Below are 15,458 nucleotides of genomic sequence, written 5' to 3' on the forward strand. Positions count from 1 at the left end.
GGCCTAGGCTTCGGCCGGTGTCCAGTGGCTCGGGCGGTGCAAGGTGCTCGGCAGCTTCGTGCGGGCGTCGCCCTTGGCCGCGTTCACCTGCGACTGGGTGAGGAACAGCGCGCCGGTGAGGTCGGCGCCGCGCAGGTCCGCGTCGCGGAAGTCCACGCCGATCAGGTCGGCCTCGCGCAGGTCCGCGTCGCGGAGGTCGGCGCCGATCAGGTAGGCACCGCGGAGGTCGGCGCCCCTGAGGTCGGCGGCCTTGAGCCGTGCCCCGATGAGGTCGGCGCCCCGGCGCTGCTTCTTCTTGCCGGTGGCGCCCTTGCGGACGAGTTCGCTGGTGCGCAGGAGAAGGGCGTTGACGTCCTGGCGGTGCGCGGCCACGTCGACGTCCGCCACGGCCTCGGGGGTGCCGGCGGCCAGTCGCTCCGTCTCCGCGAGGGCCTTCTTCAGCTCCGCGGTGAGCGGGGCGGCCCGGGGGCGGCTCAGCGCGTCCGTCAGGTACCAGAGGAGTTCGTGGAGCTGCCGCACGACCGGGAAGACCTCGAACATCCGGCGGGCGGTGGCCTTGTCCTCGCGCCAGTCCGTGCCGTCGAAGGTGTGCTGCGAGACGTGCTGGCCCGCGCCGAAGCAGTCGTAGACCGTGCAGCCCTGGAAGCCCTTCTTCCGCAGGTCGCGGTGGATGCCGCAGCGGAAGTCCTCACCGAGGTTGGTGCAGGGCTGCCCCGCGGCCTTGTTCACGGGGAAGTCCGCGGATTTGGTGAGGGTCAGCGCGACGCAGCAGAGCCCGAAGCAGTTGGCGCAGTCGGCGCGGAGCGCCGCGCGGTCGTCTCCGACGAGAGGCAACGCGACGGTCTCGCGGCGGCGGTCCTGTGCCATGGGGGCTCCTACGTGAACGAACCCACCCTACGGAGAGGCCCCCGCCACGGGGCAAACGGGTGGGAAACCCCGCCGCGGAGCGGCGAAAAGCCACCACGGCGGGGAAGGCGATTACTCAGGCAAAGCGGCAGCGTCACGCCGCGCTGCGACGCCCTCCCTGCGCTCCCCCGGCCGGACGGCCCCTGCGGGGACTGGCACCGGCCGAACCACGGGCCTGCCCCCCGCCCTGGCGGGGAACCCGACGCTGCCCCTGCCCGCCCTGCCCGGAGGGCCCGGCGGAGGCGCCACCGCGCGGCCGACGCCGCCGCGTCCCCTGCCCGGAGGGCTGCGTGGGCTGCGGGACCTCGATGACCACCGGCACCCCCGAGGGCTCGCGCGCCCCGGTGATCCGTACGAGCTCCTCGTCGGAGGACGAGATCCGAGCCGTACGGGGACGGATGTCCGCGTCGGACATCAGCCGCGTCATGTCCCGCTTCTCCTCGGGGAGGACGAGCGTGACGACACTGCCGGACTCCCCCGCGCGGGCGGTACGCCCACCCCGGTGGAGGTAGTCCTTGTGGTCGGCGGGCGGATCGATGTTCACGACGAGGTCGAGGTCGTCGACGTGGATGCCGCGCGCCGCGACGTTCGTGGCGACCAGCGCGGTGACCTGCCCGGTCTTGAACTGGTCGAGCGTACGGTTGCGCTGCGGCTGCGAGCGGCCGCCGTGCAGGCCGGAGGCGCGTACACCGTTGGCGAGAAGCCGCTTGGTGAAGCGGTCCACGGCCCGCTTGGTGTCCAGGAACATGATCACGCGCCCCTCACGGGCGGCGATGCGCATGGCGACGGCCTTCTTGTCCGTCTCGTCGGCGACGTAGAGCACGTGGTGCTCCATCGTCGTGACGGCGCCCGCGGACGGGTCGACGGAGTGCACGACGGGGTCGGTGAGGAACATCCGGACGAGCCGGTCGATGTTCTTGTCGAGCGTCGCCGAGAACAGCATCGTCTGGCCGCCCTGCTCGACCTGCCTGAGCAGCGCCGTGACCTGCGGCATGAAGCCCATGTCGGCCATCTGGTCGGCTTCGTCGAGGACGGTCGTGCGCACCCGTGACAGGTCGCAGTCGCCTCGTTCGATCAGGTCCTTGAGGCGGCCGGGCGTGGCCACGAGGACCTCCGCGCCGCGACGCAGCGTGTTCGACTGCTTGCTGATCGACAGGCCGCCGACGACGGTGGCGAGGCGCAGGTTGACCGAGGTCGCGTACGGGGTGAGGGCGTCCGTCACCTGCTGGGCCAGCTCACGCGTGGGGACCAGGACCATGGCGAGCGGGGACTTCGGCTCGGCGCGCTGTCCTGCCGTACGGGCCAGGAGGGCGAGGCCGAAGGCCAGGGTCTTGCCGGATCCGGTGCGCCCGCGGCCGAGGATGTCGCGGCCCGCGAGGGAGTTCGGAAGAGTGGCGGCCTGGATCGGGAAGGGGTCGGTGACACCCTGGGCGGCCAGCGTCTTCAGGAGGGCTTCGGGCATGTCGAGGTCGGCGAAGGCCTCGACGGCCGGCAGTGCGGGCGTGAGGCTCTCGGGCAGCGCGAATTCGCCGCCCTGGGCGGGCTTGGGCTTACGTCCCGCGGGCTTCCTCGCGGAAGCCGCGGCGCCCTTCGCCTGGCCGTTCGGCCGCCCCCTGCCGCCTGCGTTCGTGGGTCGCTTGCGTGCGGGTCGTGCCGGGCCTTCGGAGCGGTTCATGCAGTAGTGCCTTCCTGATGCTGGACTTTCCGGACCTCTGAGCCGGTGCGGCTCTGGGCCCGTCGGGCCCGATGACAGCGCAAGCCGAGGCCCGCACCCGAAGGTGCGGGCCTCGGCTGTGAGGTTCGCGCGCTGCGACGATCAGGCAGGAACGATGTTCTCGGCCTGCAGGCCCTTCTGGCCCTGGGTCACGTCGAAGGAAACCTTCTGGCCCTCGAGGAGCTCACGGAAGCCCGAGGACGCGATGTTGGAGTAGTGGGCGAAGACGTCGGGGCCGCCGCCGTCCTGCTCGATGAAGCCGAAGCCCTTTTCCGAGTTGAACCACTTTACGGTGCCGGTTGCCATGTCAAATCTCCTCAACAGGGGCAGAGTATGAAGAATCACCGAATTGTGAGCCTTCAGCGCTGCAATGACCCCATCCGGAGAGAACCGGAAAAACAAATATGCGCCCTCGGAGCATTCCCGTCAGGCGCACATAAAGTTCATGGGTACCAAAACTGCAACACATAACTTTAACACGCCTCGGCGGCCGGTTGTTCCCGGCCGTGCGTCCGCGGGCCGCGCGGGCCCGCGGGGGGCCGGCGCGGGCTAGCGTACGACGTCGAAGACGTTCTTCTGGAGACCGTTGGCGTACGCCTCGTGCTCGACGAGCCGCAGCTTCTGGGTGTCCTTGTCCGTCGCGCTGAAGAGCCGCTTGCCCGCGCCGAGCAGGAGCGGGAAGACGAGCAGGTGGTAGCGGTCGATCAGGCCGGCGTCGGAGAGGCCGTGGTTCAGGGTGGCGCTGCCGTGGACGATGATCGGGCCGCCCTCGGTCTCCTTCAGCGCGGCGACGTCGTCGAGCGTACGCAGGATCGTGGTCTCGCCCCAGTTCGTCACCAGGTCGCCCTCGGTGAGCGTGCTGGACACGACGTACTTCGGCAGCGTCTTGTAGTCGGTGAACTCCGCCATGTCGGGCCACACGGCGCTGAACGACTCGTAGCTGACCCGGCCGAGCAGCATCGCGGCGGCTTCCTTCTGCTCCCTGTCCTTGATCTCGAACGCCTCGGGCAGGAACTCCATGTCCTTGAAGGTCCACCCGGAGTTCCGGTAGCCGGGTTCGCCGCCCGGGGCCTCGACGACGCCGTCGAGGGAGACGAAGGCGGTGCTGATCAGAGTGCGCATCAGGGGTCCTCGGGGTTGGTTCCGGTGCTGCGATGGCTTGCCGTGCATGGAGTCTGACCGCGGGCACCCCGGGAACTCATCGGTCGCCGCGCGCCCGGTTCGGCGAGGCCGGTGCCTACGCCACGATCCCGCTCGCCCGCGCCGCCGCGAGCCAGGCGGGGAACTCCCCCACCAGCCGGTCGTAGAGCCGGTCGTCCGGCAGCGCCAGCGGGTCGTCGCCCGCGTGGAAGAAGCCCGCGTTGTCGACCGGGCGCTTGGCGGGGACGGCGAGTTCGTCGAGCTTGCGGAGGTAGTCGAACTGCTTGCTCTCCGGGTCGCCGAAGCCTATGAACTGCCAGAACAGCGGGAGCCGCGCCGCCTTGCACAGGTACTGCTCGGCGGCGAACTTGTTGATGGGGCCGCCGTCCGTCTGGAAGATCACCAGGGCGGGGGCGGTGGAGCCGCTGTCCATGTAGTGGTCGATGACGGCGTCCATGGCCAGGTGGTAGCTGGTCTTGCCCATGTGTCCGAGCCCGGCGACGATCTCGTCGACGCGGCCGTGGTGGCGGTCGAGCGCGATGTCGGTCACCGCGTCGACCTCCGTGGAGAAGAAGACGGTGGGCACGGACCCGTCGTCGTCGAGGTGGGCGGAGAGGCCGAGGACCCGGTCGGCCAGGGCCTGGACGCTGCCGTCCTTGTAGTAGGGCCGCATGGACCCGGAGTAGTCGATGACGAGGTAGACCGCGGCCCGTGCCCCGTCGAGGCCGTGCTTGCGCAGGGAGACCCCGGCGCTCTTGTAGAGGCTGACCAGCGCGGGCGCGGACTCCTCCACCGTGTGCAGACTGATCGCCGGTCCCATGTGCCGCTCCACTCCCCCGCGCGGGTGTCAGCCCTTGACGGCGCCCGCCGCCAGGCCCGAGCCCAGCTTACGGTGCACGATCACGAAGAAGATCATCACCGGCACGGTGACCAGCGTGGAGCTGGCCATGACCGGGCCCCAGGACGTCGAGTTCTCCCCGAAGAACTGGTAGATGCCGACGGCGGCGGTGTACTTGTCGCTGCCCTTCATGAAGGTGTACGCGAAGACGAACTCGTTCCACGCCGTGATGAAGGCGAAGATCGACGTGGCGACGAGCCCCGGCGCGACCAGCGGCAGCAGCACCGACCAGAACATCCGGAACCAGGAGGCGCCGTCGATGTAGGCGGCCTCCTCGATCTCCTTGGGGATGGTGGCGACGAAGCCGCGCAGCGTCCAGATCGCGAAGGGGAGCGAGAGCGCGATGTAGACGATGCTCAGGCCCAGCAGGGAGTTGAGCATTTCGTAGTCCCGCATCTGGATGAAGAGCGGGATGACGAGCGCTTCGAGCGGCACCATCTGCACGATCAGGATCATGATCAGTACGGAGGTGCGGAAGCGGAACTTGAACCGTGCCACCGCGATGGCCGCGAAGAGCGAGAGCAGCGCCGCCGCGGCGATCGTGGCGAGGCCGACGAGGGCGGAGTTCAGCAGGTAGGTGCCGAAGTTGCCCTTCTCGAAGACGAACGTGAAGTGTTCGAGGCTCAGGCCGCTCGGCAGCACGTCCGAGCCCCGGCTGATCGCCTTGGGGTCCAGTGCCGTGGAGATCATCCAGTACACGGGGAAGAGCGTGAAGACGAGCAGCGCGGCGACCGCGACCGGCAGTCCGATCCGCGAGCCGAGCGAGGTGCGGCGGCGGGGCTTGCCCGTGGCCGGCGGCCGGGCCGGGAGCTTGGCGGTGGTCACAGGTCCTCCTCCCCCTGTCGGAACAGCGTGCGGATGTAGACGATCGTGATGAGCAGGAGCAGCACGGTCAGCAGGACGGCTGCCGCGGCGCCCGCGCCGTAGTCGTTCTTGGCGAAGGCCTGGATGTAGGAGAAGACGCCGAGGTTGTAGACCTCTTCGTTGGAGCCGTCGCCGCCGGGCTGAAGGTAGATCTGGGTGAAGACCTTGAAGTCCCAGATGGTGGAGAGGATGGTCACCACGAGGAAGACCGGCTTGATCGTCGGCACGGTGATGTTCCAGAACCGCTGCCAGGCGTTGGCGCCGTCCAGTTCCCCGGCCTCGTACAGCTCCTTGGGGATCGTCATCAGGCCCGCGAGGACGGTGATGGCGACGAACGGGAAGCCGTGGTGGATGACGTTCAGGGTGGCGATGGCGTAGAACGGGCCGCGCTCGGTGAACCAGTTGGTGGTCTCCGGGTCGATCAGGCCGATGGAGCCCGCGATCTGGCTGACCATGCCGTCCTGCGGCTGGAAGAGCCAGATCCAGACGTACGTGCCCGTCACCGCGGGCATGGCCCAGGCGGCGAGGATCGCGATGGAGCAGATCAGCCGCCAGGTGGCCCCGAGGCGGTTGAGCAGCAGCGCCACGAGCGTGCCGAGGCCGACGGTGAGGCCGACGCAGGCGATGGCGAAGAAGACGGTGTTGGGCAGGACCGTCTTCCACAGCAGGCTGCTGGAGAGCAGGTCGCTGTAGTGGTCGAACCCGGTGTAGGTGCCGACGCCGCCGCCGAACTTGACGGCGTAGTCCTGGAGGGAGAGCTTGCCGACCTGGATCAGCGGCCAGAGCAGCAGGCCGGCGAGGACCACCAGGGAGGGGGCGAGCAGGAGCCAGGGGCGGGTGATGTTGATCAGGTTCTTGCGGCGGCGGGCCGCTTCGGCTCCGCCGGTGTCCCGCTGGAGGGGGCCGCGGCGGGCCGGAGTCTCCTCCGGCCCGTCGCCGACGAGCACGTCTGTCACGACTGTCGCATCCTTCACAGTGCCGAACTCGTCCTCGCTCACTTGTCCTTGGCGAAGATCGCGTCCATGTCCTGGGCGGCCTTGTCGGCGGCTTCCTGGACGGAGGCCTTGCCGGTCAGGATCGACTGGACCATGCGGGGGATGACCTTGGAGGCCTGGATCTCACCGTAGGCCTTGGTCTTGGGGACCGTGGCGCCCGCTTCGAGCATCTGCTTGGCGAACGGCTCGACCAGCGGGTCCTTCTTCGCCGCGATCTTCTTCAGCTCGGAGTTCTGGCCGGGGAAGTAGTTGGTCTGCTCGGCCCACTTGGCGGCGAACTCGCCGGTGGTCAGCATCTTCACGAACTCCCAGGCGAGGGCCTTCTTGTCCGTGTCGAACGTGGACAGGTAGGAGCCGCCGAGGAAGGACTTGCTCATGCCGCCGTTCTCGCCCGGGATCGGCACCGCGCCGAGCTTGCCCTTGAGGTCGGGGTTGGCGTCGACGATGGCCTTCGGGGTCCAGTTGCCACCGATGGCCATGGCGATCTCGCTCTTGTTCCAGGCGTCGCCGACCTCCTTCTCGGTCCAGGTGTTGACCTTGGCCGGGGAGACCTTGTCCTTGGTGGCGAGGCCCGTGTAGAACTCGATGCCCTTGACCGCCTCGGGCGAGTTGATGCCCGACTTCCACTTGCCGCCGGACTCGGTGGCAAGCTCGCCGCCCGCGCCCCAGACGAAGGGCGCCGCGAACATCTCGGCGCCGCCCGCGACGGGGAAGGAGACCAGCTTCGGCTCCTTCTTCTTCAGCGTCGTGGCGGCCGACCGGAGCTCCTTCCAGGTGGTCGGGGGCTTCAGGTCGTGCTTCTCGAAGATGTCCTTGCGGTAGACGATGGAGCGCACGCCCGCGTACCACGGCATGCCGTACTGCTTGCCGTCGAGCGTGCCCGCGTCCTTGAGGCCCTCGACGAGGTCGTCACCGAGGCCGGACTTCTTCACGTCGTCGGTGACGTCGACGAGCGCGTCCATCTCGGCGAACTGCGGCACCCAGGTGGTGCCGACCTCCGCCACGTCGGGCACCTGCTCCGCGCCGCCCTCGATGGCGGTCGTGAACTTCTTCTGGGCCGTGGCCCACTGCTGGTACTCGACCTTGATCTTGGCGCCGGTCTTCTTCTCGAAGGCGTCTCCGGCCTCCTTGAAGAACGGGCGGGCGTCGGGGTTGGTCCCCTCCATGATCCACACGGTCAGCGTCTTGCCCTTGCCGTCCGTGGCGCTGTCGCCCGTGTCGCCGTCATCGCCGCCGCACGCCGTGGCGGTCAGTCCGAGACTCATGGCGATACAACCAGCCGCGATGACACGTCGCTTCATGCCGGCCCCCTAGTGAGTAGTGCTGTTTCCTGCGCTGTCCGTCGTGGAGTGATTGTTGCCACACGGACTCCAGCCGGTCTAGACCCATCGGGGGCTGCTGCCGAACCGTAATGCGCATTGCGGCCAGCGCAATGCGCAATGCGTGTTGCACCCCCCGCAACCGCTGGACGTCCGGGTTGCGGCCACGCCTCCACTGAACTGCGGCATCGCGGAAAAGTCCCGCGAAATACGGCGTGTCGGCGGGATTTTCGCGCAATCAGCGGGATATCGCCCCCGCACACGCCACGGCGCCCGCCCAGGTCCGGTCGGGGACGAGGCGGGCGCCGCTTCAGTTCCGTACTCCGTTGTACGGGACGTACTGGGGGGGGGTGGGGTCAGGCCGTCAGGGCCCGGTCCGTCGGGCGGATCGGGGCGGGCAGGTCGCTCGCGCCGGTGAGGAAGCGGTCGACGCCGCGTGCCGCCGAACGGCCCTCGGCGATGGCCCAGACGATGAGCGACTGGCCGCGGCCGGCGTCGCCCGCGACGAAGACGCCGGGGACGTTCGTCTGGAACTCGGCGTCGCGTGCGACGTTGCCGCGCTCGTCGAGCTCCAGGGCGAACTGGTCCACCAGGCCGTTCTCCCGGTCCGTGCCGGTGAAGCCCATCGCGAGGGTGACGAGCTGGGCGGGGATCTTGCGCTCGGTGCCCGGCTTCGGGGTCAGCTTGCCCTCGATGAACTCGACCTCGACCATGTGCAGGAACTGGACGTTGCCGTCCTCGTCGCCCTCGAAGTGGGTCGTGTTGACGGCGTAGACCCGCTCGCCGCCCTCCTCGTGCGCGGAGGTGACCTTGTACAGCATCGGGAAGGTCGGCCACGGCTGGTGCGCGGCTCGCTCCTCGCCCGGCTTCGGCATGATCTCCAGCTGGGTCACGGAGGCCGCGCCCTGACGGTGGGCGGTGCCCACGCAGTCCGCGCCGGTGTCGCCGCCGCCGATGACGACGACGTGCTTGCCCTCGGCGGTGATGGGGGGCGCCACGAAGTCGCCCTCCTGGACCTTGTTGGCGAGCGGCAGGTACTCCATGGCGAAGTGGATGCCGTTCAGGTCGCGGCCCGGCACGGGGAGGTCGCGGGAGATGGTGGATCCCGCGGCGATGACCACGGCGTCGTAGCGCTTGCGCAGCTTCGCCGCGTCGATGTCGCGGCCGATCTCCACGCCGGTGCGGAACTTGGTGCCCTCCGCCCGCATCTGCTCGATGCGGCGGTTGATGTGCCGCTTCTCCATCTTGAACTCGGGGATGCCGTAGCGCAGCAGGCCGCCGATGCGGTCGGCGCGCTCGTAGACGGCGACGGTGTGGCCGGCCCGCGTGAGCTGCTGGGCGGCGGCCAGGCCCGCGGGGCCCGAGCCGATGACCGCGACCGTCTTGCCGGAGAGCCGCTCCGGGGCCTGGGCCGCGACGTCGCCGCGGTCCCACGCCTGGTCGATGATCGAGACCTCGACGTTCTTGATGGTCACGGGCGGCTGGTTGATGCCGAGCACGCACGCCGACTCGCACGGGGCCGGGCAGAGGCGGCCCGTGAACTCCGGGAAGTTGTTCGTGGCGTGCAGGCGCTCCTGCGCGGCCGACCAGTCCTCGCGGTAGGCGTAGTCGTTCCACTCCGGGATGAGGTTCCCGAGCGGACAGCCGTTGTGGCAGAACGGGATGCCGCAGTCCATGCAGCGCGAGGCCTGCTTGGAGATGATCGGGAGGAGCGAACCGGGTACGTAGACCTCGTTCCAGTCCTGGACGCGCTCGCCGACCGGGCGGGTCTGCGCGACCTCGCGGCCGTGGTTGAGAAAGCCCTTGGGATCAGCCATTGGTCGCCGCCTCCATCATCTTCTCGGTGATCTCGGTCTCGGAGAGACCGGCTCGCTCGGCGGCGTCCTTGGCGGCGAGCACTGCCTTGTACGTGCTGGGGATGATCCTGCTGAAGCGGTCCACGGAGACGGCCCACTCGGCGAGGAGCTTCTCGGCCACGGTCGAGCCGGTCTCCTCGGCGTGGCGGCGCACGACGTCGTGCAGCCACTGCTTGTCGGATTCGTCGAGGGGTTCGACGGCCGCGAGGTTGCCGGCGTTGACGTTGTCGCGGTCGAGGTCGATGACGTACGCGATGCCGCCGGACATGCCGGCCGCGAAGTTGCGTCCGGTCTCGCCGAGGACGACCGCGTGGCCGCCGGTCATGTACTCGCAGCCGTGGTCGCCCACGCCCTCCGAGACGACCGTGGCGCCGGAGTTGCGGACGCAGAAGCGCTCGCCGGTGCGGCCCCGCAGGAAGAGCTCGCCGCCGGTCGCGCCGTACGCGATGGTGTTGCCGGCGATCGTCGAGTACTCGGCGAGGTGGTCGGCGCCGCGGTCCGGGCGGACGATGACACGGCCGCCGGAGAGGCCCTTGCCGACGTAGTCGTTGGCGTCGCCCTCCAGGCGCAGCGTCACACCGCGCGGGATGAAGGCACCGAAGGACTGGCCCGCCGAGCCGGTGAAGGTGATGTCGATGGTGTCGTCGGGCAGGCCCGCGCCGCCGAACTTCTTCGTCACCTCGTGGCCGAGCATGGTGCCGACCGTGCGGTTGATGTTGCGGATGGCGACCTGGGCGCGGACGGGCTGCGCGTCGGTGGCGCTGGAGGCCGAGAGCGCGTCGGCGGAGAGCTTGATCAGCTCGTTGTCGAGCGCCTTCTCCAGGCCGTGGTCCTGGACGGCGATCTGGTGGCGCACGGCACCGGCGGGCAGGGCCGGCACGTGGAAGAGCGGTGCCAGGTCCAGGCCCTGCGCCTTCCAGTGGGTGACGGCCTTCTCGGTGTCGAGGAACTCGGCGTGGCCGACGGCCTCCTCGATGGAGCGGAAGCCCAGCTCGGCGAGGAGCTCGCGGACCTCTTCGGCGATGAACTCGAAGAAGTTGACGATGTACTCGGCCTTGCCGGAGAAGCGGCTCCGCAGCTCGGGGTTCTGCGTGGCGATGCCCACCGGGCAGGTGTCCAGGTGACAGACGCGCATCATGACGCAGCCGGAGACGACGAGCGGCGCGGTCGCGAAACCGAACTCCTCGGCGCCGAGCAGCGCGGCGATGATGACGTCGCGGCCGGTCTTGAGCTGGCCGTCGGTCTGTACGACGATGCGGTCGCGCAGGCCGTTGAGCAGCAGGGTCTGCTGGGTCTCGGCGAGGCCGAGCTCCCAGGGGCCGCCCGCGTGCTTGAGCGAGGTCAGCGGGGAGGCGCCGGTGCCGCCGTCGTGGCCGGAGATGAGGACGACGTCCGCGTGGGCCTTGGAGACGCCCGCGGCGACCGTGCCGACGCCGACCTCGGAGACCAGCTTGACGTGGATGCGCGCCTGCGGGTTGGCGTTCTTGAGGTCGTGGATCAGCTGGGCGAGGTCTTCGATGGAGTAGATGTCGTGGTGCGGCGGCGGCGAGATGAGGCCGACGCCGGGCGTCGAGTGACGCGTCTTGGCGACCCACGGGTAGACCTTGTGGCCTGGCAGCTGGCCGCCCTCGCCGGGCTTCGCGCCCTGCGCCATCTTGATCTGGATGTCGTCGGCGTTGACGAGGTACTCCGAGGTCACGCCGAAGCGGCCGGAGGCGACCTGCTTGATGGACGAGCGGCGCGCCGGGTCGTACAGGCGGTCCGCGTCCTCGCCGCCCTCACCGGTGTTGGACTTGCCGCCGAGCTGGTTCATGGCGATGGCGAGCGTCTCGTGCGCCTCGCTGGAGATCGAGCCGTACGACATGGCGCCGGTGGAGAACCGCTTGACGATCTCGGAGGCGGGCTCGACCTCGTCGAGGGGGACCGACGGGCGGTCCGACGTGAAGTTGAACAGGCCGCGCAGCGTCATCAGGCGCTCGGACTGCTCGTTGACGCGGTCCGTGTACTGCTTGAAGACGTCGTAGCGGCGGTTGCGCGTGGAGTGCTGGAGGCGGAAGACCGTCTCGGGGTCGAACAGGTGCGGTTCGCCCTCGCGGCGCCACTGGTACTCGCCGCCGATGTCGAGGGCGCGGTGTGCCGAGGGGACGCCGGAGGCCGGGTAGGCCTTGGCGTGCCGGGCGGCGACCTCCTGGGCGATGACGTCGAGACCGGCGCCGCCGATCTTCGTCGTCGTACCGCTGAAGTACCGCTCGACGAAGGACTGCTCAAGGCCGACGGCCTCGAAGACCTGGGCGCCGCGGTAGGAGGCGACGGTGGAGATGCCCATCTTGGACATGACCTTCAGGACGCCCTTGCCGAGTGCGTAGATCAGGTTGCGGATGGCCTGCTCGGCCTCGATGCCCGGCAGGAACGTGCCCGCGCGGACGAGGTCCTCGACGGACTCCATCGCCAGGTACGGGTTGACGGCCGCGGCGCCGTAGCCGATGAGGAGGGCCACGTGGTGGACCTCGCGGACGTCGCCCGCCTCCACGAGCAGGCCCACCTGGGTGCGCTGCTTGGTGCGGATGAGGTGGTGGTGGACGGCCGAGGTGAGCAGCAGCGAGGGGATCGGCGCGTGCTCGGCGTCGGAGTGCCGGTCGGAGAGCACGATCAGGCGGGCGCCGGCCTCGATGGCGGCGTCGGCCTCGGAGCAGATCTCGTCGATGCGGGCGGCGAGTGCCTGGCCGCCGTCGCCGACGCGGTAGAGGCCGGAGAGGGTGACGGCCGTCATGCCGGGCATGTCGCCGTCGGCGTTGATGTGTATGAGCTTGGCCAGCTCGTCGTTGTCGATGACCGGGAAGGGCAGCGTGACGCTGCGGCACGACGCGGCGGTCGGTTCGAGCAGGTTGCCCTGCGGGCCGAGCGAGCTGTGCAGCGAGGTGACGAGCTCTTCACGGATGGCGTCCAGCGGCGGGTTGGTGACCTGCGCGAAGAGCTGCGTGAAGTAGTCGAAGATCAGCCGCGGGCGCTCGGAGAGGGCCGCGATGGGGGTGTCCGTGCCCATGGAGCCGAGCGGCTCGCCGCCGTTCTTGGCCATCGGGGCGAGGATGATGCGCAGCTCTTCCTCGGTGTAGCCGAAGGTCTGCTGGCGGCGCGTGACGGAGGCGTGCGTGTGCACGATGTGCTCGCGCTCGGGCAGGTCGGAGAGCTCGATCTCGCCGGCCTCCAGCCACTCCTGGTACGGCTTCTCGGCGGCGAGGCCCGCCTTGATCTCGTCGTCCTCGACGATGCGGTGCTCGGCGGTGTCGACGAGGAACATGCGGCCGGGCTGGAGGCGGCCCTTGCGGACGACCTTCGCCGGGTCGATGTCGAGGACGCCGACCTCGGAGCCGAGGACGACGAGGCCGTCGTCGGTGACCCAGTAGCGGCCGGGGCGCAGACCGTTGCGGTCGAGCACGGCGCCGACCTGGACGCCGTCGGTGAAGGTGACGCAGGCGGGGCCGTCCCAGGGCTCCATCATCGTGGAGTGGAACTGGTAGAAGGCGCGCCGTGCCGGCTCCATCGAGGCGTGGTTCTCCCAGGCCTCGGGGATCATCATCAGGACGGAGTGCGGGAGCGAGCGTCCGCCGAGGTGCAGGAGTTCGAGCACCTCGTCGAAGGACGCCGAGTCGGAGGCGTCGGGCGTGCAGATCGGGAAGACGCGCGCGAGGTCCTTGTCGTTGCCGTCGCCGCCGAACAGGTCGGAGGCGAGCTGCGACTCGCGGGCCCGCATCCAGTTGCGGTTGCCCTTGACGGTGTTGATCTCACCGTTGTGCGCGACGAAGCGGTACGGGTGCGCGAGCGGCCAGCTCGGGAACGTGTTCGTCGAGAAGCGGGAGTGGACGAGCGCGACGGCCGTGGCGAAGCGGCGGTCGGACAGGTCGGGGAAGAACGGCTCCAGCTGGCCGGTGGTCAGCATGCCCTTGTAGACGATCGTGCGGGCGGAGAGCGAGGGGAAGTAGGTCCCGGCCTCGCGCTCGGCGCGCTTGCGCAGCATGAACGCCTTGCGGTCCAGGGCCAGGCCGCTGTTCTCGCCGTCGGCCACGAAGATCTGCCGGAAGACGGGCATCGTCGAGCGGGCGGTGGCGCCGAGCAGCTCGGGGGCGACGGGAACCTCGCGCCAGCCGAGGACGGTGAGGCCCTCCTCCGAGGCGATCGTCTCGATCTGTGAGACGGCGGCGTCGGTGGTGCCCGCGGTATCGACGGGCAGGAAGGCGATGCCTACCGCATAGGCACCGGCCGCGGGAAGTTCGAATCCGGCCACTTCTCGCAGGAAGGCGTCCGGGACCTGGAGCAGGATGCCCGCGCCGTCACCGGAGTCGGGCTCGGACCCGGTGGCGCCACGGTGTTCGAGGTTGCGCAGTACCGTCAGCGCCTGTTCGACCAGCTCATGGCTGGCTACACCGGTGAGGGTGGCCACGAACCCGACACCGCAGGCGTCGTGCTCGTTACGGGGGTCGTACATGCCCTGGGGGGCGGGGCGACCATCCATGGGCGACCAGGCGTGGGTACGCATCGGCACTCCCGTCGTCGTCGAGGCTGGGGGACCTCCCAGGCCTATCGGGCTCTGGGGGTACGTGAGGCGAGGGACGACTTTGGCCCTGGCGAAATTTCGTGCAGGTTACATGATGGAACGCTTCTCGAAAAGCGGATACTTCATTCCACCATGTGGACACCGCCCGCGCGGGTGGGGCGGAACGGAGGGGGCGCAGCGGACAGATCGATGGCCGGCGGCCCAAAGCGACACAGGCCTCATTGCCCGCAGCGCTTACGGCTCATGCCCGCTGGTCACAGAGTCGAAACCGCCGATCAACGGTTACTTATGCAACAACCTGCATAGCCCTGCGACCGCTCATCCTACGGCCGTACCGAACAGAGTGCCCAGGACGTACGTCACACCGGCCGCCGCGCCGCCGAGCGCGAGCTGCCGCAGACCGCTGAACCACCAGGACCGCGCGGTCACCTTGGCGACCACGGCACCGCAGGCGAAGAGCCCGATCAGGGCGAGCAGCAGGGCGGGCCAGAGCGCGGTGGCACCGAGCAGATACGGCAGTACGGGGAGCAGCGCGCCCAGCGCGAAGGCGCCGAAGGAGGACACCGCGGCCACGGCCGGCGACGGCAGGTCCCCGGGGTCGATGCCGAGCTCTTCGCGGGCGTGTATCTCCAGGGCCTGCTCGGGGTCCGCGGAGAGCTGCCGGGCGACCTCGCGGGCCAGCTCCGGCTCGACGCCGCGCGACGCGTACAGCGCGGCGAGCTCCTTCTCCTCGTCCTTGGGGTGCTTGCGCAGCTCCATGCGCTCGATGTCCAGCTCGGCCTCGACCAGCTCGCGCTGGGAGGCGACGGAGGTGTACTCGCCCGCCGCCATGGAGAAGGCGCCGGCCGCGAGACCGGCGAGGCCGGTGATGACGATGGTCTGATGGGCGACGGAACCGCCCGCGACACCGGTCATCAGCGCCAGGTTGGACACAAGTCCGTCCATCGCCCCGAAGACGGCGGGGCGCAGCCAGCCGCCGTTCACGTCACGGTGCGTGTGGTTGTCGCGGTGCGCCTCGTGCAGCGTCGCTTCGGTCTCGATGATGGCCATGGTGTGTGGACCCCCTCAATGTTTGGACGACGTCGAAAGTACGCTCCAAAAAAGTCCCCCGCCAGCAAGGAAGGCCGTACTTACCTGCGAAAACGCGCTTCAGCGGGGTGGCTCGGAGTGCGGCTCGAAGCTCGGCGAAGGGGTGATCTGAGCCCAGTCATGCT

11 protein-coding genes are annotated in these 15,458 nt (G+C 69.4%); all 11 read right to left on the reverse strand.

Going from position 1 to position 15,458, the window contains the following annotated elements:
- Window positions 1-3 precede the first annotated feature (3 nt).
- On the reverse strand, window positions 4-867 hold the full coding sequence (locus ACZ6JY_RS23635) for a pentapeptide repeat-containing protein (RefSeq protein WP_469198474.1): 864 nt from the start codon (window positions 865-867) through the stop codon (window positions 4-6).
- A gap of 133 nt (window positions 868-1,000) precedes the next feature.
- Window positions 1,001-2,581: a DEAD/DEAH box helicase gene (locus ACZ6JY_RS23640; RefSeq protein WP_469198476.1), complete on the reverse strand. Its 1,581-nt coding sequence runs from the start codon at window positions 2,579-2,581 to the stop codon at window positions 1,001-1,003.
- 141 nt (window positions 2,582-2,722) lie between these two features.
- Complete coding sequence (locus ACZ6JY_RS23645) at window positions 2,723-2,926, reverse strand: cold-shock protein (RefSeq protein WP_037661310.1); 204 nt, start codon at window positions 2,924-2,926, stop codon at window positions 2,723-2,725.
- Between the two features lie 243 nt (window positions 2,927-3,169).
- Window positions 3,170-3,742, reverse strand: coding sequence for a dihydrofolate reductase family protein (locus tag ACZ6JY_RS23650; RefSeq protein ID WP_469198479.1), 573 nt, complete (start codon window positions 3,740-3,742; stop codon window positions 3,170-3,172).
- 115 nt (window positions 3,743-3,857) lie between these two features.
- Complete coding sequence (locus tag ACZ6JY_RS23655; RefSeq protein ID WP_469198481.1) at window positions 3,858-4,580, reverse strand: vWA domain-containing protein; 723 nt, start codon at window positions 4,578-4,580, stop codon at window positions 3,858-3,860.
- 27 nt (window positions 4,581-4,607) lie between these two features.
- A complete protein-coding gene (locus ACZ6JY_RS23660) occupies window positions 4,608-5,483 on the reverse strand; it encodes a carbohydrate ABC transporter permease (RefSeq protein ID WP_469198483.1) in 876 nt (291 codons plus the stop codon).
- Window positions 5,480-6,469 carry a carbohydrate ABC transporter permease gene (locus tag ACZ6JY_RS23665; protein ID WP_469198784.1) on the reverse strand — a complete coding sequence of 330 codons (990 nt, stop codon included), beginning with the start codon at window positions 6,467-6,469 and terminating at the stop codon, window positions 5,480-5,482. The genes ACZ6JY_RS23660 and ACZ6JY_RS23665 overlap by 4 nt, the downstream gene beginning before the upstream one ends.
- Before the next feature lie 47 nt (window positions 6,470-6,516).
- The gene (locus ACZ6JY_RS23670) at window positions 6,517-7,818 is read right to left on the reverse strand and encodes a sugar ABC transporter substrate-binding protein (protein ID WP_469198485.1); all 1,302 of its coding nucleotides are present in this window, start codon (window positions 7,816-7,818) and stop codon (window positions 6,517-6,519) included.
- Window positions 7,819-8,192: 374 nt separating this feature from the next.
- On the reverse strand, window positions 8,193-9,653 hold the full coding sequence (locus ACZ6JY_RS23675; RefSeq protein ID WP_469198487.1) for a glutamate synthase subunit beta: 1,461 nt from the start codon (window positions 9,651-9,653) through the stop codon (window positions 8,193-8,195).
- Complete coding sequence (gene gltB, locus ACZ6JY_RS23680; protein ID WP_469198489.1) at window positions 9,646-14,226, reverse strand: glutamate synthase large subunit; 4,581 nt, start codon at window positions 14,224-14,226, stop codon at window positions 9,646-9,648. The genes ACZ6JY_RS23675 and gltB overlap by 8 nt, the downstream gene beginning before the upstream one ends.
- A gap of 336 nt (window positions 14,227-14,562) precedes the next feature.
- Window positions 14,563-15,294 carry a VIT1/CCC1 transporter family protein gene (locus ACZ6JY_RS23685; RefSeq protein ID WP_447036796.1) on the reverse strand — a complete coding sequence of 244 codons (732 nt, stop codon included), beginning with the start codon at window positions 15,292-15,294 and terminating at the stop codon, window positions 14,563-14,565.
- Between the last annotated feature and the right edge of the window lie 164 nt (window positions 15,295-15,458).

The organism is Streptomyces sp. NPDC046335 (genome assembly GCF_055587985.1).